General features: G+C 67.7%; 25 protein-coding genes. 12 read left to right on the top strand and 13 right to left on the bottom strand.

Translation table 11 applies throughout. The features are described 5' to 3' along the window. The 6 genes from BST11_RS01395 to BST11_RS01370 all read right to left on the bottom strand — a co-directional run. The coding region (locus BST11_RS01395; protein ID WP_083136243.1) for an MMPL/RND family transporter at window positions 1–2,760 on the bottom strand (2,760 nt) is incomplete at its 3' end. Window positions 2,761–2,816: 56 nt separating this feature from the next. Further along, window positions 2,817–3,239, bottom strand: a complete 423-nt coding sequence (locus BST11_RS01390) for an MmpS family transport accessory protein (RefSeq protein WP_083136214.1) — start codon at window positions 3,237–3,239, stop codon at window positions 2,817–2,819. Between the two features lie 363 nt (window positions 3,240–3,602). Beyond that, window positions 3,603–3,956 carry a hypothetical protein gene (locus tag BST11_RS01385; RefSeq protein WP_240491994.1) on the bottom strand — a complete coding sequence of 118 codons (354 nt, stop codon included), beginning with the start codon at window positions 3,954–3,956 and terminating at the stop codon, window positions 3,603–3,605. Between the two features lie 216 nt (window positions 3,957–4,172). Next, window positions 4,173–4,619, bottom strand: coding sequence for a DUF5078 domain-containing protein (locus tag BST11_RS01380; protein ID WP_067318167.1), 447 nt, complete (start codon window positions 4,617–4,619; stop codon window positions 4,173–4,175). Between the two features lie 66 nt (window positions 4,620–4,685). Beyond that, the gene (locus tag BST11_RS01375; RefSeq protein WP_083136213.1) at window positions 4,686–5,615 is read right to left on the bottom strand and encodes a crotonase/enoyl-CoA hydratase family protein; all 930 of its coding nucleotides are present in this window, start codon (window positions 5,613–5,615) and stop codon (window positions 4,686–4,688) included. Window positions 5,616–5,624: 9 nt separating this feature from the next. Next, window positions 5,625–5,936: a hypothetical protein gene (locus BST11_RS01370; RefSeq protein ID WP_067318178.1), complete on the bottom strand. Its 312-nt coding sequence runs from the start codon at window positions 5,934–5,936 to the stop codon at window positions 5,625–5,627. 90 nt (window positions 5,937–6,026) lie between these two features. On the opposite strand from BST11_RS01370, the gene BST11_RS01365 reads away from it, so the two are divergent. Further along, a complete protein-coding gene (locus tag BST11_RS01365; RefSeq protein WP_083136212.1) occupies window positions 6,027–7,277 on the top strand; it encodes a hypothetical protein in 1,251 nt (416 codons plus the stop codon). Between the two features lie 9 nt (window positions 7,278–7,286). Here the strand turns inward: BST11_RS01365 and BST11_RS01360 are convergent, their stop codons facing one another. Then, on the bottom strand, window positions 7,287–7,529 hold the full coding sequence (locus tag BST11_RS01360; RefSeq protein WP_083136242.1) for a hypothetical protein: 243 nt from the start codon (window positions 7,527–7,529) through the stop codon (window positions 7,287–7,289). A 44-nt stretch (window positions 7,530–7,573) separates the two neighbouring features. Next, the gene (locus BST11_RS01355; protein ID WP_083136211.1) at window positions 7,574–9,607 is read right to left on the bottom strand and encodes a prolyl oligopeptidase family serine peptidase; all 2,034 of its coding nucleotides are present in this window, start codon (window positions 9,605–9,607) and stop codon (window positions 7,574–7,576) included. Window positions 9,608–9,674: 67 nt separating this feature from the next. On the opposite strand from BST11_RS01355, the gene exaC reads away from it, so the two are divergent. From exaC to BST11_RS01325, 6 genes are read left to right on the top strand one after another with little or no spacing between them, the layout of a single operon-like run. After that, window positions 9,675–11,207, top strand: a complete 1,533-nt coding sequence (gene exaC / locus BST11_RS01350) for an acetaldehyde dehydrogenase ExaC (protein WP_083136210.1) — start codon at window positions 9,675–9,677, stop codon at window positions 11,205–11,207. After that, complete coding sequence (locus BST11_RS01345) at window positions 11,207–11,707, top strand: DUF779 domain-containing protein (RefSeq protein ID WP_083136209.1); 501 nt, start codon at window positions 11,207–11,209, stop codon at window positions 11,705–11,707. The genes exaC and BST11_RS01345 overlap by 1 nt, the downstream gene beginning before the upstream one ends. A gap of 19 nt (window positions 11,708–11,726) precedes the next feature. Beyond that, complete coding sequence (locus BST11_RS01340; protein WP_067323935.1) at window positions 11,727–12,005, top strand: putative holin; 279 nt, start codon at window positions 11,727–11,729, stop codon at window positions 12,003–12,005. Continuing rightward, window positions 11,998–12,576 (top strand): hypothetical protein, encoded by a 579-nt coding sequence (locus BST11_RS01335; RefSeq protein WP_083136208.1) that lies wholly within the window; start codon window positions 11,998–12,000, stop codon window positions 12,574–12,576. The genes BST11_RS01340 and BST11_RS01335 overlap by 8 nt, the downstream gene beginning before the upstream one ends. 38 nt (window positions 12,577–12,614) lie before the next feature. Beyond that, window positions 12,615–14,009: a dihydrolipoyl dehydrogenase gene (gene lpdA / locus BST11_RS01330; protein ID WP_083136241.1), complete on the top strand. Its 1,395-nt coding sequence runs from the start codon at window positions 12,615–12,617 to the stop codon at window positions 14,007–14,009. Between the two features lie 5 nt (window positions 14,010–14,014). Continuing rightward, window positions 14,015–14,290, top strand: coding sequence for a hypothetical protein (locus BST11_RS01325; protein WP_083136207.1), 276 nt, complete (start codon window positions 14,015–14,017; stop codon window positions 14,288–14,290). A 12-nt stretch (window positions 14,291–14,302) separates the two neighbouring features. Here BST11_RS01325 and BST11_RS01320 read toward each other — a convergent pair whose 3' ends face one another. Continuing rightward, a complete protein-coding gene (locus BST11_RS01320; RefSeq protein ID WP_083136206.1) occupies window positions 14,303–14,869 on the bottom strand; it encodes a carboxymuconolactone decarboxylase family protein in 567 nt (188 codons plus the stop codon). Then, on the bottom strand, window positions 14,866–16,281 hold the full coding sequence (gene ramB, locus BST11_RS01315; RefSeq protein ID WP_083136205.1) for an acetate metabolism transcriptional regulator RamB: 1,416 nt from the start codon (window positions 16,279–16,281) through the stop codon (window positions 14,866–14,868). Before ramB ends, BST11_RS01320 begins: the two co-directional genes overlap by 4 nt. Before the next feature lie 160 nt (window positions 16,282–16,441). On the opposite strand from ramB, the gene BST11_RS01310 reads away from it, so the two are divergent. From BST11_RS01310 to BST11_RS01295, 4 genes are all read left to right on the top strand, one after another. Then, entirely contained in the window at window positions 16,442–17,236 is a 795-nt protein-coding gene (locus BST11_RS01310) for an acyl-[acyl-carrier-protein] thioesterase (RefSeq protein WP_083136204.1), read from the top strand. A gap of 259 nt (window positions 17,237–17,495) precedes the next feature. Beyond that, complete coding sequence (aceA, locus tag BST11_RS01305; RefSeq protein WP_083136203.1) at window positions 17,496–18,782, top strand: isocitrate lyase; 1,287 nt, start codon at window positions 17,496–17,498, stop codon at window positions 18,780–18,782. Window positions 18,783–18,956: 174 nt separating this feature from the next. Next, a complete protein-coding gene (locus BST11_RS01300; RefSeq protein ID WP_083136202.1) occupies window positions 18,957–19,820 on the top strand; it encodes a 3-hydroxybutyryl-CoA dehydrogenase in 864 nt (287 codons plus the stop codon). A 73-nt stretch (window positions 19,821–19,893) separates the two neighbouring features. Continuing rightward, entirely contained in the window at window positions 19,894–20,754 is an 861-nt protein-coding gene (locus tag BST11_RS01295; RefSeq protein WP_083136201.1) for a cyclopropane mycolic acid synthase family methyltransferase, read from the top strand. A gap of 27 nt (window positions 20,755–20,781) precedes the next feature. Here BST11_RS01295 and pcaA read toward each other — a convergent pair whose 3' ends face one another. The 3 genes from pcaA to BST11_RS01280 all read right to left on the bottom strand — a co-directional run bounded on the left by pcaA (window position 20,782) and on the right by BST11_RS01280 (window position 23,516). Further along, entirely contained in the window at window positions 20,782–21,645 is an 864-nt protein-coding gene (gene pcaA / locus BST11_RS01290) for a cyclopropane mycolic acid synthase PcaA (protein ID WP_083136200.1), read from the bottom strand. 145 nt (window positions 21,646–21,790) lie between these two features. Further along, window positions 21,791–22,801 (bottom strand): prenyltransferase, encoded by a 1,011-nt coding sequence (locus BST11_RS01285; protein ID WP_083136199.1) that lies wholly within the window; start codon window positions 22,799–22,801, stop codon window positions 21,791–21,793. A gap of 13 nt (window positions 22,802–22,814) precedes the next feature. Continuing rightward, window positions 22,815–23,516, bottom strand: a complete 702-nt coding sequence (locus BST11_RS01280; RefSeq protein WP_083136198.1) for a TetR/AcrR family transcriptional regulator — start codon at window positions 23,514–23,516, stop codon at window positions 22,815–22,817. A 133-nt stretch (window positions 23,517–23,649) separates the two neighbouring features. Here BST11_RS01280 and BST11_RS01275 point away from each other — a divergent pair, with 133 nt between their 5' ends. Beyond that, a complete protein-coding gene (locus BST11_RS01275; protein ID WP_372509614.1) occupies window positions 23,650–25,020 on the top strand; it encodes a DUF445 domain-containing protein in 1,371 nt (456 codons plus the stop codon). Window positions 25,021–25,025 lie beyond the last annotated feature (5 nt).

Genomic DNA, 25,025 nt, shown 5'->3' with positions numbered 1-25,025 from the left:
GGCGGGGCGGGAGCGCACCCGGATCGGCCACCAGAACCAGCGGCCCAGCAGCGCGGCGATCGACGGCGTCATGAACGCGCGCACGATCAGCGTGTCGAACAGCAGGCCCAGGCCGATGGTGGTGCCGACCTGCCCGATGATCCGCACGTCGCTAACGGTCATGGACGCCATCGTGAAGGCGAACACCAGCCCCGCGTTGGTCACCACCTTGCCCGTGCCGCCCATCGACCGGATGATGCCCGTGTTCAGGCCGGCATGGATCTCCTGTTTGAACCGCGACACCAGCAGCAGGTTGTAGTCGGATCCCACGGCCAGCAGCACGATGACCGACATCGCCAGCACCAGCCAGTGCAATTGGATGCCCAGGATGTGCTGCCAGAACAGCACGGACAGCCCGAAGGACGCGCCCAGCGAGATGGCCACCGTGCCGACGATGACCGCCGCGGCGACCAGCGCGCGGGTGAGGATCAGCATGATGATGAAAATCAGGCACAGCGAGGAGATTCCGGCGATCACCAGGTCCCACTTGGCGCCGTCGGAGATGTCCTTGAAGACGGCGCCCGTGCCGGCCAGGTAGAACTTCGCGTCCTCCAAAGGCGTTCCCTTGGTTGACTCCTCGGCCGCGGTGCGGATCTTGTCGATGCTCGCGATGCCCTCGGCCGATGCGGGGTCGCCGCGGTGCAGGATGATGAAGCGTGCCGATTTCCCGTCGGCGGACAGGAAGTTCTTCATTGCGCGCTGAAAGTCCTTGTTCTTGAACACTTCCGGCGGCAGGTAGAATGAGTCGTCGTTCTTGGCGGCGTCGAAGGCGTGGCCCATCGCGGTTGCGTTGTCGCTCATCTCGTCCATCTGGGCGAAGATCCCGGACATAGTGCTGTGCATGTCCAGCATCATCGTCCGCATGTTCTGCATGGTCGCGATCATCGGCGGGAACTGCGCAATCATCTGCGGCATCAGCCGATCGAGGTCCTTGATGTCACCGACGAGCGTGTCGAGTTTGTCGCTGATCTGGTCCACACCGTCGAGAGCGTCGAAGATCTGCCGGATCGACCAGCAGATCGGAATGTCGAAACAGTGTCTCTCCCAATAGAAATAGCTGCGGATCGGCCGCCAGAAGTCGTCGAAGTCCGCGATGCGGTCGCGCAGCTCGTTGGTGATCTGCTGCATCTCGACGGTGTCGCCGACCATCCGGTGCGTGGTGGCGACGAGTTGGCTCATCAAGTCGTACATGCGCTGCATGGTGGCGATCGTCTTGGTCATCTCGTCGGCCTGCTTGAGCATGTTGTCCATCTGGTCGCGCTGGTACTTCATGCTCTGCATCTGCCCGGCGCTTTGCATGCTCATCTGGAACGGGATCGACGTGTGGTCCATGGCCGTTCCGTCGGGCCGGGTGATCGCCTGGACGCGCGAGATGCCCGGGACCCGGAAGATGCCCTTGGCCAGCCGGTCCAGGATCAGGAAGTCGGCCGGGTTACGCATGTCGTGGTTCGCCTGGATCATCAGGATCTCGGGCTTCATCCGGGCCTGGGAGAAGTGGCGATCCGCGGCCGCCAGGCCCGCGTTGGCGGGGATGAAACTGGGCAGGTATTCGCGGTCGTTGTAGCTGGCCTTGTATCCGGGCAGGGTGATCAGCCCGATGAGCGCGATCGCGCACGTGACGGCCAAGATCGGCAGCGGCCAGCGAACCACCGCGGTGCCGACCCGGCGCCAGCCCCGGACCCCCAGCCTGCGCTTGGGGTCGAACAGCCCGAACCGGCTGCCGACGGTGAGCACCGCGGGGCCCAGGGTCAGCGCGACCGCGACGGCGACGAGCATGCCCACCGCGCAGGGGACACCGAGCGTCTGGAAGTAGGGCATCCGGGCGAAGCTGAGGCAAAAAGTCGCCCCGGCGATCGTCAGGCCGGAGCCCAGGATGACGTGGGCCGTCCCGCGGTACATGGTGTAGAAGGCCGTTTCCGGGTCCTCGCCGGCCTGCCGGGCCTCCTGGTAACGGCCGATGATGAAGATCCCGTAATCCGTGCCGGCCGCGATCGCCAGCGAGGTCAACAAGGACACCGCGAACGTGGAAAGCCCTATCAAACCGAGGTGCCCGATCAGCGCCACCGCTCCCCGCGCCGCGGTCAACTCGAAGCCGACCGTGACCAGCAGCAGGATCACGGTGACGATCGAGCGGTAGACGAACAGCAGCATGATCATGATCACCGCGACCGTCGTCAGCGTGATCTTGAGCATGGATCTGTCGCCGCTGTGGTGCAGGTCCGCGGCTAGCGCCGCCGCCCCGGTGACGTAGGTCTTGACCCCTGGCGGCGCGGGCACGCTGTTCACGATCTTGCGCACGGCTTCCACGGATTCGGTGGCCAGCGGCTCGCCCTGATTGCCGGCGAGGTTCACCTGGACGGTCGCGGCCTTGCCGTCGTTGCTTTGCGCGCCGGCCGCCGTCAGCGGGTCACCCCAGAAGTCCTGGACGCTCAGCACGTGCTTGTCCTGGCGCAGCTTGCGGATCATCGCGTCGTAGTACTTGTGGGCGTCGTCGCCGAGGGGTTGATCGCCCTCCAGCACGATCATCGCCGCGCTGTCGGTCTCCCCCTCGTTGAAGGCGTGTCCGATGCGCTTCATCGCCACGACCGACGGCGCGTCGTTCGGGCTCAGCGACACCGACCGCTCCTGCCCGACCACCTCCAGCGACGGGACGAAAAGGCTGAGGACGACGGCAATTCCGATCCAGCACAGGATGATCGGCACCGCGAAGGCGTGCAGCATCCGCGCGATAAACGGCCGTTCGGCGTGCGGGGTGGTCGCGTTGGCGAAGGGTGCGGTCACGCGGATTTCACCAGACAAAAGGTGTAGGCGTGGACCTCGTTGGAGATCCGCTCGGCCTTGACCACGTCGTCGACCGTGATGCGGCAGCCGACGCTGTCACCGCTGGCACGGGCCATCAGGTTTCCCATGACGGCGGCCTTGTCGGTGGTGACGCGCAGCGACCACGGCAGCGGGGCGTCGTCGACGCGCTTGGGGTCGCCGTTGACGTCGAAGTAGCTGATGTCGGCGGTCGTTCCGGGCGGGCCGAACACCTCGTAGACGATCCGCTTGGGGTTGAACGGCTTGGGGTTTTGCAGGTTGCTGTCGGCATAGGATTCGCGCTTCTGCGAACCGAAGTACCCGTGCACCCGGTACACGACGAAGCCGCCGACCACCACCACCGCCACGATGACCAGCGGGATCCACGTTCGGGACAGCACCTTGAGAATCGGATATCCCTTTCAGCGTTTTTGAGCGTTTTGCAGCGTTTTTCAGCGGTTCGCACGTGGAGCGCCGGCGCACGGCCCCGGGGGCAGTAAGGCTTGCCTAAGTAAAGCACGGCTCAAGTCGTGACCCGGACGGGACCGTTGACTTCTTCCCCTTGCGTCCTGGAGTGTAACGCATATCACGTGCGTAACGAGAAATCTTCTCCCCGTCGCGGGTGCCCGCAAACGCCCAGCGCGCGCCGAAACGGCGACGCGCCGGAATCGGCGGACACCGATCGGTTTCGGACGAGCGCGCCGCATCACTGACGGGCGGGCCGCAATTCGGGCGCGTGATTCAGGCGCTGATCGGGCGGTGATTCAAGCGTAGGTGCGCAGTTGCACCATCTTGCGCATGACGTCGCTCAACTTGTGCACCGGCGCCCCGCATGTCAGGCAGTAGCCGCCGGGGCAGCGGTTGATCCGGTCGACCTGCTGCAGCACCTGGGCCTTGAGCCGGCGCACGCAGCCGATGCACAGGATCTCGACGATGTTTCCGGACGGGTCGAGGTTCGGCCGGTTGCACTGGTCCACGGCGTGGCGGTACACGATGTGGGTGGCGCGGTTGGCGCAGCCGGCTTCGGATTGGCAGGCGATCTCCCGCCAGTCGAGCGCGGCCAGCGCATCCGACTGCGGGTCGACGACGCTCATCGCGTCCTCGCTGGGGCGACGCATCCCGGCATGAGCATGATGTAAGTCCTGGTTGCCACTGATCGAGCGGACTGGAATCCAGTAACGCGGAATACCAGTCAAGAACTATTGATTTGTCCCCTTAACGGGGATGAAAAGCGATTCCCGACAGTGGCAGAGTCTAAACTCGCGGGCCAATAAAGACCAGGGTGGACTTGGGACCGGTTCCCCGGCTGGTTCGGCGGTCCGGATCGCCAAGGTCTACGCCCAGTTCCACACCGACATGTCGCCGGGCGGGTACTGGTTGCACACGTCGGTGGCCTTGGCGACGACGCCCTTGTTGTTGAAGAAGATCTTCATGTGGTTCACCCAGGCGAACGTCAGCGGGTCGCCATTGTAGAAATTTTCAGAGTAATTCCGGCGGTCCGCGGGCGACAACGAGTAGAACCAGTGCGCCTTGTCGATCGTGGCCTGCTGAAGGTTGGGGTGGTTGTTGAAGTCGATCATGTACCGCTGGTAGTACACGGGGCTGGTATCCCGGACGGCCGCCAGGTACTGCTCGGCGTCGCAGGTGGTCGCGATCTGCCTGCGGGGGATCGGGAAGTCTTCCGTGGAATCGGCCGCGGCGGTCTTGGGGAAGGTCGCAGCGGCGAGCAATAGTGCAACAGAGGCGGCGCCTGCGCGCAGGCCAAAACTCAGCCGAGACATAGTCGTAACCGTAACACTTCCGGACCCGGCGCGGGGGGCCGCCCGCCTAATTCGTAGCCCGTCTCACTAACCGTCGCGATCAGGGGTGATGACGTGACGGGGGTCGGGCCGCAGCTCCGGCGGCGCCTGGCTGTAGTCGCCGAACGGGCCGTCGCGGCGCTCGACGGCCGCGCGCACCCCCTCGGTCTGTGCGGTCCTGATGAAATCGAGCGCGTCGGGGGTGTTGCGCATCAGGCCGTCGAGGATCCCGCCGAGCAGCTGGGTGGACGCCAGCCCCATGTTCTCGTAGGCCTGGTTGACGATCATCTTCTGCGCGCGCAGCTGCGACAGCGGGATGCGTGCCAGCTCGGCGGCGATCTCGGCGACGCGGGCTTCCAGCCGCTCGAACGGCACCGCCTCGTTGATCAGCTCGACCTCGGCTGCCTGGGCGCCCGTCAGCGGCCGGCCGGTCAGCGCGTGCCACTTGACCTTGGCCAGGCTCAGCCGGTACAGCCACATGCCGGTCAGATAGGCGCCCCACATCCGGCTGTACGGGGTGCCGATCACGGCGTCCTCGCTGGCGACGACGATGTCGGCGCACAGCGCGTAGTCGCTGCCCCCGCCCACGCACCACCCGTGCACCTGCGCGATCACCGGCTTGGTGGCACGCCAGATCGCCATGAACTTCTGGTGCGGGCCGGTTTCGCGGGCCGTGATGACGGCGAAGTCCTTGCCGGGGTCCCACCGCCCGTCGGTCATCATGGCCTCGCCCCAGTGCTCGAAGCCGCCGCCGAAGTCGTAGCCCGCGCAGAAGGCGCGGCCGGCCCCCCGCAGCACGATCACCTTGACGCCGGGGTCGCGCTCGGCCAGCCCGACGGCCGCCTCGATCTCGTCGGGCATCGGGGGCACGATGGTGTTGAGCTGCTCGGGGCGGTTCAGCGTGATCGTCGCGACGGGGCCGGCGGCTTGGTACAGCAGGGTCTCGAAGTCGGGGGGTGTCGGCCCGTGTTTCGGCATAGCCCAAACTTAGGGATCGGGCTCGCGATTTTCCGGCGATGACGCATAGATGCGGTCCCCGATTTTGAGGTAAGGAGTCGTGAGGTAGGCCGAGAAGACGACGACGGCGGAAAAGATGGCCGCCGCGAGGACGGCGTTGGGCCAGATTTTGCCCACCCCGGCTGCGAAGGAGACGATGCCGATGATCGAGGTGGCCCAGTAGAACCGGCGGCCCGGACGGCGGTCGGCGATGAAGCGGAACCGCGCCTGCGCCGCTCCGGCGAGGATGAAGATCAACCCCGTCGCCAGCAGGGTGAGCTCGATGCGTTCGGTCGCCGTCACGTCGACGATCTTATGGGCGGTCGACGGCCGCAAAAAGCTGTAGGCTCCGCCGGTGGGGGTGTGGGAAGGGTCGTCAGCGGTCAGGGCGGAATGGGCAGGATTATTGCGACGGCGGCGGCGGCCGCGATTGCGCTCGCCCCGTTGTCGGGGGTAGCGACCACTCCCGTTGTGGCACAAGCGGCTCCATGCGCGGGCGACGGGGCAAACCCCGTGTCGTGCCAGAACTGCATGGCCTACGTGGAGGCGTATCAGACGTCGAACGTGTGCTACAACCCCGCGCCGCCCCGCACCAGCCAGCCGCGCCCGAGCAGGGTGCCGGTGTGGACTCCGCCGGAGCCGGTTCCCGTGGAGCCCGTGCCGCCGGCGCACACGCCAGTGGTCGTTCCGCCGAGTTCCGAGCCGCCGACCACGGTTGCGGTGCAGACCCCCAAGCTCAATCCAGGGGCGCCGGGAAACGCGCCGGTGGTGGCACCGCCGAAGGGCCTGGAGGCGTCACCGCAGGCGATCGCGGACGCCAAGGCCGCACCGGCGACGCGAATCAATCCCGCCCGCCCGCTGGAGCCGCCGAGCCGGGTGTACGACTTCGGTCACCAGGTGCAGAATGCGGTCGCCGCCCACAGCGGCAACATCGACCTGGTCAACGCCGACAACCAGGAATTGGTGCGCCCCCGGCATTGGGACTACATCGACTACGACGACAACCGCCGGCCGGTCCTGTACAACCCACTGCGCGAGGCGGTGACTTTCCGCTACTTCTACGACGGCGCCTATCGGGAGGCGTTCGTGGCGGCCGGCGGCCGGATCGTGCTCGACGCCGCCGCCGTCGGCCTGTTTCCGTTCACCGCGGTGGGCTACAGCCATGTGGCGTCGGGCAGCTTCTACGGCGGCGCGTCGATACCTGCGCCGGGCTCAAACGGCCCGCCGCCGCCGACATACGCTCCGCCGGCGCGCCCGGAGGTGTACCAGAACATCGCCGTCCTGGTCGCCGCCGCCGACAAGACCGTGGCGGTCGGCCAGGTGCAGGTGGTCGGCCACGATGCCAGCCAACCCGCGGGCGGCCAGGACACCTTCCTGCTCGACGACTCCACGCTGGCCTGGGGGCAGGTAACCGATCCCGGCAGCCCGGCCCAGATCAGGGTCGTCAGGACCCAGTCGCTTCCGGGGGCCGGGCCGACGGACAACGGCGGTTTCCTGGTGGCCCTGGCCGCGATCAAGGAGCCCAAACCGCCGGTCGAGCGGTGGTGGCTCTTTGCGCTGAGCTACGGCGGGCTCGCGACGGCCGTGTGCCTCGCCGCCTGGCTGATCAACCGCCGCAGGACGGATTCGGCCGCCGGCCCCTAGCGGTCGGCCCTAGGGGTGGTTCACGCAGAAGGCCACGCACATCGCGTCCACGGGGATCGACTCCCATTGCAGTTGCCCATCCGCCTGCCGCCCGCAGTAGATCGGGCCCGGGTTCCCCCATACCTTCGCGCCCTCCGGCGAGCAGGGTCGACCGATATCGCTGTCGGCGTGCGCCGGGCCACTTCCGAGGAGGACCGCGATGGGGGCGGCCGCCGTCACCATCGCCACGCCGACGAACCTCAGTGCGCCCATGATCCATGCCTCCCTCGTCGACATCCGCGACATCACGTTCGAGCTTAACGGCTCGAACCACTCGCGAGCGTCCGCCACAGGAACGAGAAGCTGAGCGCGGACTTGAACGCCACCTGCTCGTTGTCGGCCGCGCCGGCATGGCCGCCCTCGATGTTCTCGTAATACCAGACCCGGTGACCGGCGGCCTCGAGGGCCGCCGTCATCTTGCGGGCATGGCCGGGGTGCACGCGGTCGTCGCGGGTGGAGGTGGTCATCAGCACCGGCGGGTAGTCGCGGGCGGCCGAAATGTTTTGGTAGGGGGAGTATTCGGAGATGAACTTCCAGTCGTCGGGGTTGTCGGGGTCGCCGTACTCGGCCATCCACGAGGCCCCGGCCAGCAGCAGGTGGTAGCGCCGCATGTCCAGCAGCGGCACGTCGCAGACGAGCGCGCCGAACCGCTCCGGATACCGGGTGAGCATGATGCCCATCAGCAGCCCGCCGTTGCTGCCGCCGCGCGCACCCAGCCGCTGCGGCGTCGTGATGCCGCGCTCCACCAGATCGGCTGCCACCGCGGCGAAGTCCTCGGCGACCTTGTGCCGGTTCTCGCGCATCGCCTGGGTGTGCCAGGTTGGTCCGTACTCGCCGCCGCCGCGGATGTTGGCCAGCACGTAGGTGCCCCCGCGCGCCAGCCACAGCCGGCCCAGCACACCGCTGTAGGCGGGCGTGTTGGCGGATTCGAATCCGCCGTATCCGCTCAGCAGGGTGGGGGAGGGCCCGTCCGCATCCGTGCGCCCGACGACGAAGTAGGGGATCGGCGTGCCGTCGTCCGACGCGACGAAATGCTGTGCCACAAAGAGGTTATCGGCGTCGAAGAACGCCGGCGCGGACTTGATCGGGTCGAGCGGCGCATCCCCGGTGCCGCGCAGCAGCCGCGACGGCGCGAGGAACCCACTGGAATCCAGGAAGAACTCGTCGCCGGTGTCGTCGGCGGCCACGACGACGGTGTTGGTCGCGGCCGGGATGCCCGCGACCGGCTCGCGCCGCCACTCGCCGGGGGTGGCGACCTCGACCCGGCTGGCCACGTCGGCCAGCGTGACGATGAGCAGCCGGTCCTTCGTCCACGCGTAATGGTTCAGTGCGGTGTGCTCGTCGGGCTCGAACACCACCGCCAATTGCGCTGTGCCGGCGAGGACCTCGTCGTAGCCGGCCGCCAGCAGCGAGCCCGCGACGTAGGTGGTGTCGCCGAGGTACCAATCGCTGCGCAGCTCGATCAGGATCCACTCGCGGTGGATCGACACGGTCGCGTCGGTGGGCGCGTCGATGCGGATCAGCTCCGGGCCCCGCAGTTCGTAGACCTCCTCGTTCCAGAAGTCCAGCGCCCGCCCCAAAAAGGTGCGTTCGAACCCCGGCGTCCGGTCGACCGACGCGGAGACGCTGACGTCGGTGCGGGCCCCCTCGAAGACGGTCTCCGCCGCGGCCAACGGCGTGCCCCGCCGCCACCGCTTGATCACCCGCGGGTAGCCGGACTCGGTGAGGGAGTCGGCGCCGAAGTCGGTGCCCACCAGCACGGTGTCCGGGTCGGCCCAGGCGATCTGCGACTTGGCCTCGGGCAGTTCGAAGCCGTCGGCGACGAATTCGCGTGTGGCCATGTCGAATTCGCGCACGACCGATGCGTCCGAGCCGCCGCGGGAGAGGCCGATCAGCGCACGGGTGTGTTCGGGCCGGATCACCCCGGCGCCCGCCCACACCCATTTCTCGTCGTCGATCCGGCCCAACTCATCCACATCGATGAGCACGTCCCAGTCCGGGGAGTCGGTGCGATACCCGTCCAGCGTGGTGCGCCGCCACAGCCCGCGCGGGTTGGCCGCGTCGCGCCAGAAATTGTACAGGTGGTCGCCGCGGCGCACCACGTACGGGATCCGCGCGTCGGTGTCGAGTACCTCGAGGGCCTCGCCGCGCATCCGCTCGAACTCGGCCCCGCCGAATTCGGCCAGGGTCGGTTCGTTGTGCGCCCGCACCCAGGCCAGCGCGTCGTCGCCGGTGACGTCCTCGAGCCACAGGTGGGGGTCGGTGGCGTCTTGGGAAGCCTCAGATGTCATGGCAGCCATTGTGGCCTGCGGCGGTAGTGTGAGGTGTATTACACGAGGTCACACGAGGAGCGGACAGATGACTGTTTTCGCACGTCCGGGCTCTGCCGGGGCATTGATGTCGTTCGAGTCCCGATACCAGAACTTCATCGGTGGGGAGTGGGTCGCGCCGGTGGGCGGGCGCTACTTCGAAAACCCGACGCCGGTGACCGGCCAGGTTTTCTGCGAGGTGGCCCGCTCCGAGGCGGCCGACATCGACAAGGCGCTCGACGCCGCGCACGCGGCCGCCCCGGCGTGGGGCAGGACCGCGCCCGCCGAACGGGCGGCGATCCTGAACAAGATCGCCGACCGGATCGAGGAGAACACCGCCGCGCTGGCGGTGGCCGAAGTCTGGGACAACGGCAAGCCGGTCCGCGAGGCGCTGGCCGCCGACATCCCGCTGGCGGCCGATCACTTCCGGTACTTCGCCGGCGCGATCCGGGCGCAGGAGGGAACGCTCTCGCAGATCGACAACGACACCGTCGCCTACCATTTCCACGAGCCGCTCGGGGTGGTGGGGCAGATCATCCCGTGGAACTTCCCGATCCTGATGGCCGCCTGGAAGATGGCGCCGGCGCTGGCGGCGGGCAACGCGGTGGTGCTCAAACCCGCCGAGCAGACACCGGTTTCGGTGCTCTTCCTGATGTCGCTGATCGGCGACCTGCTGCCGGCGGGGGTCGTCAACGTCGTCAATGGTTTCGGGGCCGAGGCGGGCAAGCCGCTGGCGTCGAGCAATCGGATCGCCAAGGTCGCGTTCACCGGGGAGACCACCACGGGGCGACTGATCATGCAATACGCCAGCCAGAACCTGATCCCGGTGACGCTGGAACTCGGCGGGAAGAGCCCCAACGTCTTCTTCTCCGACGTGCTGGCCCGGTCTTCTGGAGCCGACGATTTCCAGGACAAGGCGCTGGAGGGCTTCACCATGTTCGCCCTCAACCAGGGCGAGGTGTGCACCTGCCCGTCGCGCAGCCTGATCCAGGCCGACATCTACGACGAGTTCCTCGAGCTGGCCGCGATCCGCACCAAGGCGGTGCGCCAGGGTGACCCGCTGGACAGCGAGACGATGCTCGGTTCGCAGGCGTCCAACGACCAGCTGGAAAAGATCCTGTCCTACATCGAGATCGGCAAGAACGAGGGCGCCAAGATCATCACCGGCGGGGAGCGCGCCGAGCTGGGCGGCGACCTGTCCGGCGGCTACTACATGCAGCCGACCATCTTCGGCGGCAACAACACGATGCGGATCTTCCAGGAGGAGATCTTCGGCCCGGTGGTGGCGGTGACGTCGTTCGCCGACTACGACGACGCCATCGCGATCGCCAACGACACCCTCTACGGGCTGGGCGCGGGGGTGTGGAGCCGCGACGGCAACACCGCCTACCGCGCCGGGCGCGACATCCAGGCCGGCCGGGTGTGGGTCAACTGCTATCACGTGTATCCCGCGCACGCGGCCTTCGGCGGCTACAAGCAGTCCGGCATCGGCCGCGAGAACCACAAGATGATGCTCGACCACTACCAGCAGACCAAGAACCTGATGGTCTCCTACAGCGACAAGGCGCAGGGCTTCTTCTGATGGTCGCGGGCGCTCCGGCGGGGGTGGCGATCACCGCGGCCGCCGCCGAACTGCTGGCGCGACTGCAGGAGCGCCACGGCCCGGTGATGTTTCACCAGTCCGGCGGCTGCTGCGACGGGTCGTCGCCGATGTGCTATCCGCGCGGCGACTTCCTCGTCGGCGACCGCGACGTGCTGCTGGGCGTGCTGGACGTCGGTAACGGGGTGCCGGTGTGGATTTCGGGCCCGCAGTACCAGGCGCACTACGCCGACAAGCACACGCAGCTGGTGATCGACGTGGTGCCGGGCCGGGGTGGCGGGTTCAGCCTGGAGGCCCCCGAGGGCGTGCGTTTCCTCAGCCGCGGCCGCGTCTTCACCGACGACGAGCGGGCCGCGCTGAGCGGCGCGCCGGTCATCACCGGCGCCGGCTACGAGCGGGGCGAACGCCCGCCGGCGCGTGGCCGGGTGGTCGCCGTGGATGCCGCGGCCACGCCGGAAACGTGCAGTCCCCGCACCCGCTGACCGCAGTAAGGTCGTCTGCGTGATCCCGCTCCCGCGTCCGTGGCTGCTGGCCAGCGCCATGCTGGTCGGCTGCGCGGTCGGGCTGTTGGCCGGGGTCGCGTTCACCGTGCTGGTCCACGCGAGGATGCGCCCGGACGTCGTCATCGCGTTGGTCGTCGGGGTTCCCACCGGAACCGGGCTGTTGACCGTCCTGTTCTCCGGGCGCCGCTGGGTCACGATGGTGGGGGCATTCATCCTGTCGCTCGCGCCGGGTTGGTTCGGTGTGCTCGTCGCGTTGCAGGTGGCCTCCGGTGGCTGACAACGACGAGGACAGGGCCGATCGCGAGTCGGGCCCCGGGACCGAAGCGTTCGTCCCGGATTTCTCGGATATTCAAGACGACACCGGCTCGCAGCCGGTTCCGGTCACCGACGAGGGGGCCGGCCCGGAGGGGCCGGCGACACAAGCGCGGGAGCCGGCTGCGCAGGAGTCGGAGGAGCCCGCGGACGAGGCTGCGGCGGCAGAGGCCGACGGCGCCCCGGTGCAGCCGGTCACGGTTCCCGGCCGCTACCTCTACCTCAAGTGGTGGCAGCTCGTTCTGGTGCTCGTCGGGGTGTGGGCGGTGGCGGCCGTGGCCGGGCTCGGGCTGTTCTATTGGTGGTACCACGCGACCGACAAGACGCCCGCGGTGTTCGCGGTCCTGGTCTACGTCGCGGCCTGCGCCGTGTGTGGCGTCATGCTCGCGATGGTGCAGGGCAACCCGCTCGTCCCCGCCCTGTCGCTCGCGGTGATGTCGGGGCCGTTCGCGTCCGTGGCCGCGGCGGCGCCGCTGTACGGCTATTACTACTGCGCGCACACGGGCCACTGCCTGATCGGCGTCATCCCGTACTAGCGGGCTCGCCGTAGTCCGAGGCCACTAGGGTGGTGGCCGTGACTCATTACGACGTCGTCGTCCTCGGGGCGGGGCCCGGCGGGTATGTCGCCGCCATCCGCGCCGCGCAGCTGGGCCTCAACACCGCGGTCGTGGAGCCGAAGTACTGGGGCGGCGTGTGCCTCAACGTCGGCTGCATTCCGTCCAAGGCGCTGCTGCGCAACGCCGAGCTCGCCCACATCTTCACCAAAGAGGCCAAGACCTTTGGCATCAGTGGAGAGGCGACCTTCGACTACGGGATCGCCTTCGACCGCAGCCGCAAGGTCGCCGACGGCCGCGTCGCCGGCGTGCACTTCCTGATGAAAAAGAACAAGATCACCGAGATCCACGGCTACGGCCGGTTCACCGACGCCAGCACCTTGTCGGTTGAGCTCAACGAGGGTGGCACCGAAACCGTCACGTTCGACAACGCCATCATCGCCACCGGCAGCAGCACCCGGCTGGTACCCGGAACGTCGCTGTCGGCCAACGTGGTCACCTACGAGGAACTGATCCTGTCCCGGGAGCTGCCCGAATCGATCGTCATCGCGGGGTGCGGCGCCATCGGCATGGAGTTCGGCTACGTGCTGAAGAACTACGGCGTCGACGTGACCATCGTGGAGTTCCTGCCGCGCGCGCTGCCCAACGAGGACGCCGAGGTGTCCAAGGAGGTCGAGCGGCAGTTCAAGAAGCTGGGCGTCAAGATCCTGACGGGCACCAAGGTCGAGTCGATCTCCGACAACGGCGGCGAGGTCACCGTGACGGTCAGCAAGGATGGCAACAGCCAGGAGCTCAAGGCCGCGAAGGTGTTGCAGGCCATCGGGTTTGCGCCCAACGTGGAGGGCTACGGGCTGGAGAAGGCCGGGGTCGCCCTGACCGACCGCAAGGCGATCGGCATCACCGAATACATGCGCACCAGCGTCGACCACATCTACGCCATCGGCGACGTCACCGGCCTGCTGCAGCTGGCGCACGTCGCCGAGGCCCAGGGCGTGGTGGCTGCCGAAACCATCGCCGGCGCGGAGACTTTGGCCCTCGGCGACTACCGCATGCTGCCGCGCGCGACGTTCTGCCAGCCCCAGGTCGCCAGCTTCGGGCTCACCGAGCAGCAGGCGCGCGACGAGGGGTACGACGTCGTGGTGGCCAAGTTCCCGTTCACCGCCAACGGCAAGGCGCACGGCCTGGGCGACCCCAGCGGCTTCGTCAAGCTGGTCGCCGACGGCCGCTACCGCGAGCTGCTGGGCGGCCACCTGGTCGGCCACGACGTGTCCGAGCTGTTGCCCGAGCTGACGCTGGCGCAGAAGTGGGACCTGACCGCCCACGAGCTGGCCCGCAACGTGCACACCCATCCGACCATGTCGGAGGCGCTGCAGGAGTGCTTCCACGGCCTGGTCGGTCACATGATCAACTTCTGAAATCGATGATTCGCGCCGACACCGTCCTGGGCGTCCTCGCGGGCGCCGCGACGGGTTATGTCCTGTGGCTGGTGGCCTTTTCGATCGCCGACGACAATGCGGCGGTGGGCCGGTGGGCCCCGACGGTGCTGCTGCTGTCGCTGGCGCTGGCGGTCTGCGCCACCCTGTGGGCGTCGCTGCAGCGCCGGCGGGGCAAATACGCGTGGTCGGCCTTCGGCTTCGGCCTGCCCGTATTGCCGGTGGCGCTGACGCTCGCCGTGCTCGCCGACGTCTACCTCTGACCGAGCGGGGACCTAACGCGGGTTGTCCAGCGGGATGGCCAGCGCCGACATCGTCGCGGCCAGCCCGTCGTATTGGCTTGCCAGCAGGCAGAATTCGATGAGCTGCCGCCGATCCAGGTGACCGGCCAGCTGCTGCCAGGTGTGGTCGGACAGCGTGCGATCCTTGACGAACTCGTCGGTCGCCGCCAGCAGCGCCTGCTGACGGGCGCTCAGGATCCGGCGTGGCCCGTCGCCCTGCGGCGCGTCCGGCCAGGCGAAGATCACCGCCTGCGTGTCGGCGTCCAGCCCCGCCCTGCGCGCCATCCGGCGATGGTGTTGCAGCTCGTATTCGCACTCGCGCAGGTGCGCGACCCGCAGGATCACCAGCTCGGTGTCGGCCGCGGGCAGCCGTCCCCGCAACAGCCGGCCGCCGTAAATCGACCAGGTCCAGAACAGCAGCCGGCGCTGTCCCAAGGTGGTGAACAGGTGCATCTCCGGAACCCGCATGCGGCGGGCCGCCAGCTTCGCGAACGCCCAGTTGACCGGCCCCAGCTCGCGGAACCGGCCCGAGGGGATGCGGCCGTTCGCCGGCGCGGTCACGCCTGCTTCACCAGGTACGGGGACACGGTGCTGCGGTGCTCGTCGAGGTCGAGCGCGCGGCCCAGGGCCGGGAACGCCCGCTGCGGGCAGTTGTCCCGTTCGCAGACGCGGCAGCCCGCGCCGATCGGCGTCGCGATCTCACCCGACAAGTCGAGTCCTTCCGAATAGACGAGCCGGTGTGCGTGGCGAAGCTCGCAGCCCAACCCGATCGCGAAGGTTTTACCGGGCTGACCATACCGCGCCGCGCGGCGCTCGACGGTGCGGGCCACCCACATGTAGTTGCGGCCGTCGGGCATCTGGGCGATCTGCACCAGGATCTTGCCCGGGTTGGCGAACGTCTCGTAGACGTTCCACAGCGGGCACGTCCCGCCGCTCGAGGAGAAGTGAAAGCCGGTGGCCGACTGCCGTTTTGACATGTTGCCGGCCCGGTCGACCCGGACGAACGAGAACGGCACCCCCCGCATCGTCGGGCGCTGCAGCGTCGAAAGCCGGTGTGCGATGGTCTCGTAACTCACCGAGTAGAACGACGACAGCCGCTCGACGTCGTAGCGGAAATTCTCGGCGACGTCGTGAAACTGGCGGTAGGGCAGCACCGCCGCGGCGGCGAAGTAGTTGGCCAGCCCCAGCCTCGCCAGGGTGTGCGACTCCTCGCTGGTGAACTTGCCCTCGGCGACGAGGGTGTCGATCAGGTCGCCGAACTCGAGGTAGGCCAGTTCGGCGGCCATCTTGAAGACCTGCTGGCCGGTTGACAGGTGATTGCTGATCTCCAGCGTCTTGGTGGTGGGCTCATAGCGGTGCAGGACGGTGTCGCCGAGGTCGATGCGCCTGACGATGTGCACCCCGTGCACCTCGGTGAGCCGCCGGGTCAGCTCGCGGCCCAGGTCCCCGTGGTGCAACCGCATCTTGATGGTGAGGTCCTCGGCGGCCGTGTCGAGCTCGTGCAGGTAGTTCTGGCGTTGGTAGAAGTAGTCGCGCACCTCCTCGTGGGGCATCGTGATCGACCCGCTGCCGCTGCCGTCGGAGTAGCGCTCCTCGGTGGCGGCGGCCAGCTGCGCGGTGGTGATCCGGTAGCGCCGGTGCAGGTTGACCACCGCGCGGGCCAGGGCCGGATGCGCGCCGACCATCTCGGCCACCTCCGTCGGGTCGACATCGACGTCCAGGTCGCGATCCATGGTCACCTCGCGCAGCTCGGCGACCAGCCGGGTGTCGTCCTGGGAGGCGAAGAAGGTCGCGTCCACCCCGAACACCTCGGTGATCCGCAGCAGCACGGCCACGGTAAGGGGGCGGACGTCGTGCTCGATCTGGTTGAGGTAGCTCGGCGAGATCTCCAGCATCTGGGCCAGCGCGGCCTGGGAAAAACCGCGCTCGTTGCGCAGCTGGCGAACCCGGGAGCCGACGAATGTTTTGGCCACCCGACGAGCTTACCGCCGCTGCGAAGGTGCGGTTCGCAGAGTTGGCAGCCCGGGGCGATCGGGTCACGATTGGTGTTTTCGGAAGGCGATTTGGCATCATTCGCGTCGGGGTCCGGGGTTAACCTTGGGTACCGACGAGGAGGAAACGGGGAGCGCAGCCGTGAGCCTGGACAAAAAAATGATGCCGGTGCCCGACGGCCACCCCGATGTGTTCGATCGCGAGTGGCCGCTGCGCGTCGGTGACATCGACCGCACCGGGCGGCTGCGGCTGGACGCCGGCGCCCGGCACATCCAGGACATAGGGCAGGACCAGCTGCGCGAGATGGGCTTCGAGGAGACCCACCCGCTGTGGATCGTCCGGCGCACCATGGTCGACCTGATCCGCCCGATCGAGTTCCAGGACATGCTCCGCCTGCGCAGGTGGTGCTCGGGCACGTCGAACCGGTGGTGCGAGATGCGTGTCCGCATCGACGGCCGCAAGGGCGGCCTCATCGAGTCCGAGGCCTTCTGGATCAACATCAACCGGGAGACCCAGATGCCCGCGCGCATCGCCGACGACTTCCTGGCGGGTCTGCACAAGACCACCGACGTGCACCGCCTGCGCTGGAAGGGATACCTCAAGCCGGGCAGCCGCGACGACGCCACCGAGATCCACGAGTTCCCGGTGCGGGTGACCGACATCGACCTGTTCGACCACATGAACAACTCGGTGTACTGGAGCGTGATCGAGGACTACCTGGCGTCACACCCCGAGCTGATGCAGGGGCCGCTGCGCACCACGATCGAGCACGAGGCGCCCGTCGCGCTGGGGGACAAGCTGGAGATCATCTCGCACGTCCACCCGGCCGGATCGACCGAGCAATTCGGCCCCGACCTGGTCGACCGGCCTGTTACAACGCTCACATACGCCGTCGGCGACGAGGCGAAAGCCGTCGCCGCGCTCTTCGCTCTCTAGCGAAAACCGCACGTCGACAAATTTGCCCCTGACCAGCGAGAATGCGGTTACTGGCGGGTAGCTTCTGAAACGGTTCAGCCGGCGCCAAAATTTGCAAGATTCGCAAAATCGCGTGAAGTCGTGGCGGAAATTGGCAAATGAAACGGGTGGACCTGCGATAACGGCCTGTGCCATGGTCGAGTTAGCACGCCAGTGAAGTTGAGCCTCTAGCTACAGCCGTGCGGCGTAACCATTCACATGACCGTTAAGGAGCAAGCCGATGTCTGTCGTTGGCACCCCAAAGAGCGCCGAGCAGATCCAGCACGACTGGGACACGAACCCGCGGTGGAAGGACGTCACCCGCACCTACACCGCCGAGGACGTCGTCGCGCTGCAGGGCACCGTGGTCGAGGAGCACACCCTGGCCCGCCGCGGCGCGGAGGTGTTGTGGGAGCAGCTGCACGACCTGGAGTGGGTCAACGCGCTCGGCGCGCTGACCGGCAACCAGGCCGTCCAGCAGGTGCGCGCCGGCCTGAAGGCGATCTACCTGTCGGGCTGGCAGGTCGCCGGTGACGCCAACCTGTCCGGCCACACCTACCCCGACCAGAGCCTTTACCCGGCCAACTCCGTGCCGCAGGTGGTCCGCCGGATCAACAACGCGCTGCAGCGCGCCGACCAGATCGCCAAGGTGGAGGGCGACACGTCGGTGGAGAACTGGCTGGCGCCGATCGTCGCCGACGGCGAGGCCGGCTTCGGGGGCGCGCTCAACGTCTACGAGCTGCAGAAGGCCCTGATCGCCGCCGGCGTCGCGGGTTCGCACTGGGAGGACCAGCTGGCGTCGGAGAAGAAGTGCGGTCACCTCGGCGGCAAGGTGCTGATCCCCACCCAGCAGCACATTCGCACCCTGACCTCGGCCCGCCTGGCCGCGGACGTGTGCGGTGTGCCGACCGTCGTGATCGCCCGCACCGACGCCGAGGCGGCCACGCTGATCACCTCCGACGTCGACGAGCGCGACCAGCCGTTCATCACCGGCGAGCGCACCCGCGAGGGATTCTTCCGGACGAAGAACGGCATCGAGCCCTGCATCGCGCGGGCCAAGGCGTACGCCCCGTTCGCCGACCTGATCTGGATGGAGACCGGCACGCCCGACCTCGAGGTCGCGCGCAAGTTCTCCGAGGCGGTCAAGGACGCCTACCCCGACCAGATGCTGGCCTACAACTGCTCGCCGTCGTTCAACTGGCGCAAGCACCTCGACGACGGCACCATCGCGAAGTTCCAAAAGGAGCTCGCCGCAATGGGATTCAAGTTCCAGTTCATCACGCTGGCCGGCTTCCACGCGCTCAACTACTCGATGTTCGACCTGGCCTACGGCTACGCCCGCAACCAGATGAGCGCCTACGTCGAGCTGCAGGAGCGCGAGTTCGCCGCCGAGGAGCGGGGCTACACCGCGACCAAGCACCAGCGCGAGGTCGGTGCCGGCTACTTCGACCGCATCGCGACCACGGTCGACCCCAACTCGTCGACCACGGCGCTGACCGGCTCGACCGAAGAGGGTCAGTTCCACTGATCGGTGCGGCCCGCCGCGCCGAACGTGCACCTGTTGCGAATGTTCGACCGAATTATCGCGCTGAACACACGCTCGGCGTAACGGTGCAGAAGCTGAAGTAGCATAGGCCCCGCCCAGCCAACCTGGGCGGGGCCTATTGCGGTGCACGACAATGCGACTCGGGAGACGAAAAGAGTGAGTGACGTGTCGATCCAGCGAGTGGGGGTCGTCGGGTCCGGGCAGATGGGCTCCGGCATCGCCGAGGTGGCCGTCCGCGCCGGCGTCGACGTGACCGTGTTCGAGACCACCGAGGCGCTGATCACCGCGGGACGCAACCGCATCATGAAGTCGCTGGAGCGCGGCGTCAGCGCGGGCAAGGTGACCGAGCGGGAACGCGACCGGGCGCTGGAGCAACTCACCTTCACCACCGACCTCAAGGACCTGGCCGACCGGCAACTGGTGATCGAGGCCATCGTCGAGGACGAGGCCGTCAAGACGCGGGTGTTCGCCGATCTGGACCAAGTCGTCACCGACCCCGACGCCGTCCTGGCCTCCAACACGTCCAGCATCCCGATCATGAAGATCGCCGCGGCCACCAAGAACCCGCAACGCGTGCTGGGGCTGCACTTCTTCAACCCGGTCCCGGTCCTGCCGCTGGTCGAGTTGGTGAGCACGCTGGTCACCGACGAAGCCGCCGCCGCGCGCACCGAGGAGTTCGCCGGCGCCGTCCTGGGCAAGCAGGTGGTGCGCTGCTCCGACCGGTCCGGCTTTGTGGTGAATGCGCTGCTGGTGCCCTACCTGCTGTCGGCGATCCGGATGGTGGAGGCCGGCTTCGCCAGCGTCGAGGACGTCGACAAGGCCGTCGTTGCCGGGCTATCGCACCCCATGGGGCCGCTGCGGCTGTCCGACCTCGTCGGCCTGGACACCCTCAAACTCATCGCGGACAAAATGTTCGAGGAATTCAAGGAGCCCCAATACGGCCCGCCGCCGCTGTTATTGCGCATGGTCGAAGCGGGCCGGCTGGGCAAAAAGTCGGGTCAGGGTTTCTACTCGTACTGACCGGCCGGACGGGCGCGAGGATGATCGGGTACCATTCTCGCCAATTACCAGACGAGAGGGTATCGGAAACCCGATGACTGCGCTGCGGCCATATTACGAAGAGTCTCAATCCATCTACGACGTTTCGAATGAATTCTTCGCGCTGTTCCTGGACCCGACGATGGGTTACACGTGCGCCTACTTCGAGCGGGACGACATGACCCTCGAGGAGGCCCAGAACGCGAAGTTCGACCTGGCGCTGGGAAAGCTGGGCCTGCAACCCGGGATGACGCTGCTCGACATCGGCTGCGGCTGGGGCGGGGCGCTGCAACGGGCGGTCGAGAAGTTCGACGTCAACGTGATCGGAATTACCCTCAGCCGCAACCAGTTCGAGTACAGCAAAGCCAAGCTGGCCGGGCTGCCGACCCAACGCAGCGTCGAGGTGCGGTTACAGGGCTGGGAGGAGTTCGACGACAAGGTCGACCGGATCGTCAGCATCGGCGCCTTCGAGGCGTTCAAGGCCGAACGCTGGCCGGCGTTCTTCCGGCGCGCCCACGACATCCTGCCCGACGACGGCCGGATGCTGCTGCACACGATCCTGGCGCATCCCCAGAAACAATTGCACGAGCGCGGTATCACCCTCACGATGAGCGATATACGATTCACGCGATTCATCTACACGGAGATCTTCCCGGGCGGTCAGTTGCCGGCGCAGGAAGACATTTTCCACTGCGCGCAGGAGGCCGCCTTCACCGTCGAAAAGGTGCAGCTGCTGCGCGAGCACTACGCGCGGACGCTGAACATGTGGGCGGCCAATTTAGCGGCCAACAGAGACAAGGCGATCGCCATCCAGTCCGAAGAGGTCTACGACCGTTATATGCACTATCTGACCGGTTGCGAAAAGTTCTTCTTGAAGGGCATCAGCAACGTCGGCCAGTTCACCCTGACGAAGTAACGGGACGCGGCCGGCAGAATCGTTCCCCTACTTTTCGCAGGTGAACTGGTTGACGTCGGTGTAGCCCTGGCGGAACAGCTTGGCGCAGCCCGTCAGGTACTTCATGTAGCGGTCGTAGACCTCTTCGGACTGGATGGCGATCGCCTTCTCCCGGTTGGCCTCGAGCGCAGCGGACCACGTCTCCAGCGTCCGCGCGTAGTGCAGCTGCAGCGACTGGATCCGCGTCACCTTGAAGCCGGCGCCGGTCGCGTGCTCCTCGACCGACGGGATCGTGGGCAGCCAGCCACCCGGGAAGATCTCGGCCAGGATGAACTGGGTGAAGTGGACGATCTCGTGGGTCAGGTGCAGTCCCTTCGCACGGGCGTCTTTGAAGGTGGGGCGCGAGATGGTGTGCAGCAGCATCACGCCGTCGGCCGGCAGCACCCGGTAGGCCATCTTGAAAAAGCGCGTGTAGCGGATGCGGCCGAAGTGCTCGAAAGCGCCGATCGACACGATGCGGTCGACGGGCTCGTCGAATTTCTCCCAGCCCTCCAGCAAAACCCGGCGGGTTCGGGTGGTGTCCATCGCGTCGAACGTCTTCTGCACGTGCTCGGCCTGGTTCTCCGACAATGTCAGTCCCACGACGTTGACGTCGTATTTCTCGACGGCGCGGCGCAGGGTGGCGCCCCAGCCGCAGCCGATGTCCAGCAGCGTCATCCCCGGCTCCAGGCGCAGCTTGGACAGCGACAGGTCGATCTTGGCGATCTGCGCCTCGGCGAGGGTCATGTCGTCGCGCTCGAAATACGCGCAGCTGTACGTCTGGCTGGGGTCGAGAAACAGCCGGAAGAAGTCGTCGGAGAGATCGTAGTGCGCTTGCACATTCCCGAAATGCGGCGTGAGCTGCACAGCCATTAGGAGTGGGGCCTTTCTGTATCTCGGGGTTCCCGGCGTCCTGAAGATCAGACTCCGCGGGTTCACCCCCGATGCATCCCCTGCATGCTAACCGTTGAGGCTGTGCAAGTCGCCTTGCCGACACCGGCTTTGCGTCACACGCCGATCACAGCACCCGCAGCGCGGCCCCGACGGCAAGCCCGACGACCAGCAGCGCGCCCGCCTGACGCACGTGCACCCACGCCAGCGCGGCGTACCACAGCGGCCACACCGGAAACTGCGGCGGCGGCTGGTCGGGCCGCGGGCGCCGGAAGTGGGGCCAGACCTTCACCAGCCGCGGCAGCGCCAACACGGCGGCGAGCGCCGGCCAGGGCATGGCACCCGCCGCGACGGCGGCGGCGACCAGCACGTAGAAGCCGGCCATCATGGCCAGCGTCACCGCCCGGGCGCGCGCCTCGCCGAGCAGCACGGGCAGCGTGCGGATGCCGAGTGGTTCGTCGTAGGGGATCTTGTCGATGTGCTTGCCCATCAGCACCGTCGTGCACAACAGGCCGTAGGGCAGCGAAGCCAGCACGACGTCCCAGCCGACCGATCCCACCGCGGAGTAGTAGGTCCCGCACACCATCAGCGGGCCCCACACGACGAAGACGTCCGGTTCGCCGAGGCCGCGTTTCTTCAGCCGCAGCGGCGGCGCCGTGTAGGCGACGCTCAGGGCGAACCCGCCGAGCGCGAAGGCCACCACGGGCCACCCGCGCGCCCACGCCAGCGCGACCAGGATCGCCAGGTCGGCGACGTTGACCGCCAGGATCGCCAGCACCAGCGTGCGTCGGCTGATCAGGCCGGACAGCACCGGGTGCGGCGCGTAGAGCGCGCGAGGGTAGGTGGCGCTGTCGGTGCCGACCTGGGTGTCGTACAGGTCGTTCATCAGGTTGTTGGCGGTGTGAGCCAGCGTGATCCCGAGTATCGCCAGGACCAGCCAGCGCCAGTCCAGCCCGGGCTTGCCGACCGCGAGCAGCGCCGCGACCAGGCCCGAGATCAGGGTCATCGGCAGCACCGCCGCGCGGGTGACGACGAGCCAGCGCGTGACGCCGTCGACTGGCCCGTCCGGGGGCGGGTTGGTGGTCCGGAGTGCGTACGCCCACGACCTGAGCCGCGAGCCCACGCTCACGTCGGGCATGAAAACCGCGGCCTCATGGCTCTCGCGGCGGCACGATCGGCGAGGGGTGTGGCTGCCCGCGGAACTTCTCCAGCGAGCCACCCGCCTCGACGATCCCGCAGATCGCGCTCCAGCTCAGCATGGTCAGGTAGTCGATCAGCTCGTCGCGGCTCATCCGCGGGTCCGACATCCAGGAGTGGGTGGCCAGCTGCACGCCGCCGACGATGAGGTAGGACCACGGCTCCGCCCCGCCGGTGTCCATCCCGGCCTGTTGCATGCGGCGGCGCATCATCACCGCGATCATGCGGGCGATGATGCGCTCGGAGTCGGCGATCACCTTGCTCTTGCTGGCGGAGCTGTTGGCCATCACGAAGCGATACGGCTCGGGTTCGTTCGCCACGGTTTCCACGTACACCCGGATGACCTCGCGGGCCAGGTCGAAGCCGTCCAGATTCGAGGAGAGCGCCGCGGCCATGTTGGGGATCAGCGTGGTCTGGGTGAAGCGCATCATCACCGCGGTGGTCAGGTCGTTCTTGTCGACGAAGTACCGGTACAGCACGGTCTTGGACACGCCGATCTCCGCGGCGATCTCGTCCATGCTCAAAAAGCGTCCGTGCCGGCGAATTGCATCGATCGTGCCGTCGACCAGCTCGTTACGGCGGTCCACCTTGTGTTGGTGCCACCGTCGTTTACGACCATCCGCCTTGACGGTCACAGCCGGGGTCCGCTCTGCCACTGTCGCCGCTTCCCACTCATCAGATGTCCCCGATACTACGGCGTGCGGGGAGTCTTTTGGCGGATGGGCCGCCGGTGTGCGGCCTCTCAAGCAGGGCGGTAACACTAACCGGCCGCGGGCGGGACATGATGGTGTGGTGGCACACCGCGCCTCAGACCCGGGCGACGTGCCGGGTTGGCCGCCGACCCGGCGGGCTCGCGCGTCGCTGGCGGAATCCTTCGCCGGCGCCGATCCGGTGGCCGACGCTGAGCGCCGGGTGGCGCTGCGGCGGATGAAGGTCGTGGCACTGGGCTTCCTGCTCGGCGCCACCGCCGTCTTCCTCGCCTGCCGCGCCGCCCAGGCCCACGCCCAGGGCGGCTGGGCGGGCGGCTGGGTGGGCCCCTGGGTCGGCTACGTCGGCGCCGCCGCGGAGGCCGGGATGGTGGGCGCGCTCGCCGACTGGTTCGCCGTCACCGCGCTGTTCAAGCACCCGCTGGGGATCCCCATCCCGCACACCGCGATCATCAAGCGCAAGAAGGATCAGCTCGGCGAGGGCCTGGGCACCTTCGTGCGGGAGAACTTCCTGTCGCCGCCGGTCGTCGAGACCAAGCTGCGCGACGCCCAGGTGTCCAGCCGGCTCGGCAAGTGGCTGGCGGAGGCCGCGCACGCCGAGCGGGTGGCGGGCGAGACCGCGACGGTGCTTCGGGTCCTGGTGGAGCTGTTGCGCGACGAGGACGTCCAGCACGTGATCGACCGCATGATCGTGCGCCGCATCGCCGAACCCCAGTGGGGCCCGCCGGTGGGCCGGGTGCTGGGCACCCTCCTGGCCGAGAATCGCCAGGAGGCCCTGATCCAGTTGCTGGCCGACCGCGCGTTCCAGTGGTCGCTGAACGCCGGGGAGGTCATCCAGCGCGTGGTCGAGCGCGACTCGCCGACCTGGTCGCCGCGGTTCATCGACCACCTCGTCGGCGACCGCATCCACCGCGAGTTGATGGACTTCACCGACAAGGTGCGCCGCAACCCCGACCACGAGCTGCGCCGCTCGGCGACGCGCTTTTTGTTCGAATTCGCCGGCGACCTGCAGAACGACCCGGAGACCATCGCGCGCGCCGAGGCGGTCAAAGAACAGCTGATGGCGCGCGACGAGGTCGCCAACGCGGCGGCGACCGCCTGGAAGACGCTGAAACGACTGGTGCTCGAGGGGGTCGACGACCCGTCCAGCGCCCTGCGCACCCGCATCGCCGAGACCGTGGTCCGGATCGGGGAGTCGCTGCGCGACGACGCCGACCTGCGCGACAAGGTCGACAACTGGATCGTGCGGGCCGCCCAGCACCTGGTGTCTCAGTACGGGGTGGAAATCACCGCCATCATCACCGATACGATCGAGCGCTGGGACGCCGAGGAAGCCAGCCGGCGCATCGAGCTGCACGTGGGCCGTGACCTGCAATTCATCCGGATCAACGGCACCGTGGTGGGCGCCCTGGCCGGCCTGGTCATCTACGCCGTCGCGCACCTGCTTTTCTAGGGGTG

It is taken from the genome of Mycobacterium alsense (assembly GCF_002086635.1).
In the GTDB taxonomy this organism is placed as follows: Bacteria; Actinomycetota; Actinomycetes; order Mycobacteriales; family Mycobacteriaceae; genus Mycobacterium; species Mycobacterium alsense.
The sequence above is the reverse complement of the archived record's forward strand: the minus strand, read 5'-3'. Positions and strand labels throughout refer to the sequence as shown.

Coding starts and splice junctions, on each gene's coding strand:
- BST11_RS01385 (WP_240491994.1), bottom strand. CDS start 3,956: ATGCGTCGCCCCAGCGAGGACGCGATGAGCGTCGTCGACCCGCAGTCG.
- BST11_RS01380 (WP_067318167.1), bottom strand. CDS start 4,619: ATGTCTCGGCTGAGTTTTGGCCTGCGCGCAGGCGCCGCCTCTGTTGCA.
- BST11_RS01375 (WP_083136213.1), bottom strand. CDS start 5,615: ATGCCGAAACACGGGCCGACACCCCCCGACTTCGAGACCCTGCTGTAC.
- BST11_RS01365 (WP_083136212.1), top strand. CDS start 6,027: ATGGGCAGGATTATTGCGACGGCGGCGGCGGCCGCGATTGCGCTCGCC.
- BST11_RS01360 (WP_083136242.1), bottom strand. CDS start 7,529: ATGGGCGCACTGAGGTTCGTCGGCGTGGCGATGGTGACGGCGGCCGCC.
- BST11_RS01355 (WP_083136211.1), bottom strand. CDS start 9,607: ATGACATCTGAGGCTTCCCAAGACGCCACCGACCCCCACCTGTGGCTC.
- exaC (WP_083136210.1), top strand. CDS start 9,675: ATGACTGTTTTCGCACGTCCGGGCTCTGCCGGGGCATTGATGTCGTTC.
- BST11_RS01345 (WP_083136209.1), top strand. CDS start 11,207: ATGGTCGCGGGCGCTCCGGCGGGGGTGGCGATCACCGCGGCCGCCGCC.
- BST11_RS01325 (WP_083136207.1), top strand. CDS start 14,015: ATGATTCGCGCCGACACCGTCCTGGGCGTCCTCGCGGGCGCCGCGACG.
- aceA (WP_083136203.1), top strand. CDS start 17,496: ATGTCTGTCGTTGGCACCCCAAAGAGCGCCGAGCAGATCCAGCACGAC.
- BST11_RS01295 (WP_083136201.1), top strand. CDS start 19,894: ATGACTGCGCTGCGGCCATATTACGAAGAGTCTCAATCCATCTACGAC.
- pcaA (WP_083136200.1), bottom strand. CDS start 21,645: ATGGCTGTGCAGCTCACGCCGCATTTCGGGAATGTGCAAGCGCACTAC.
- BST11_RS01285 (WP_083136199.1), bottom strand. CDS start 22,801: ATGCCCGACGTGAGCGTGGGCTCGCGGCTCAGGTCGTGGGCGTACGCA.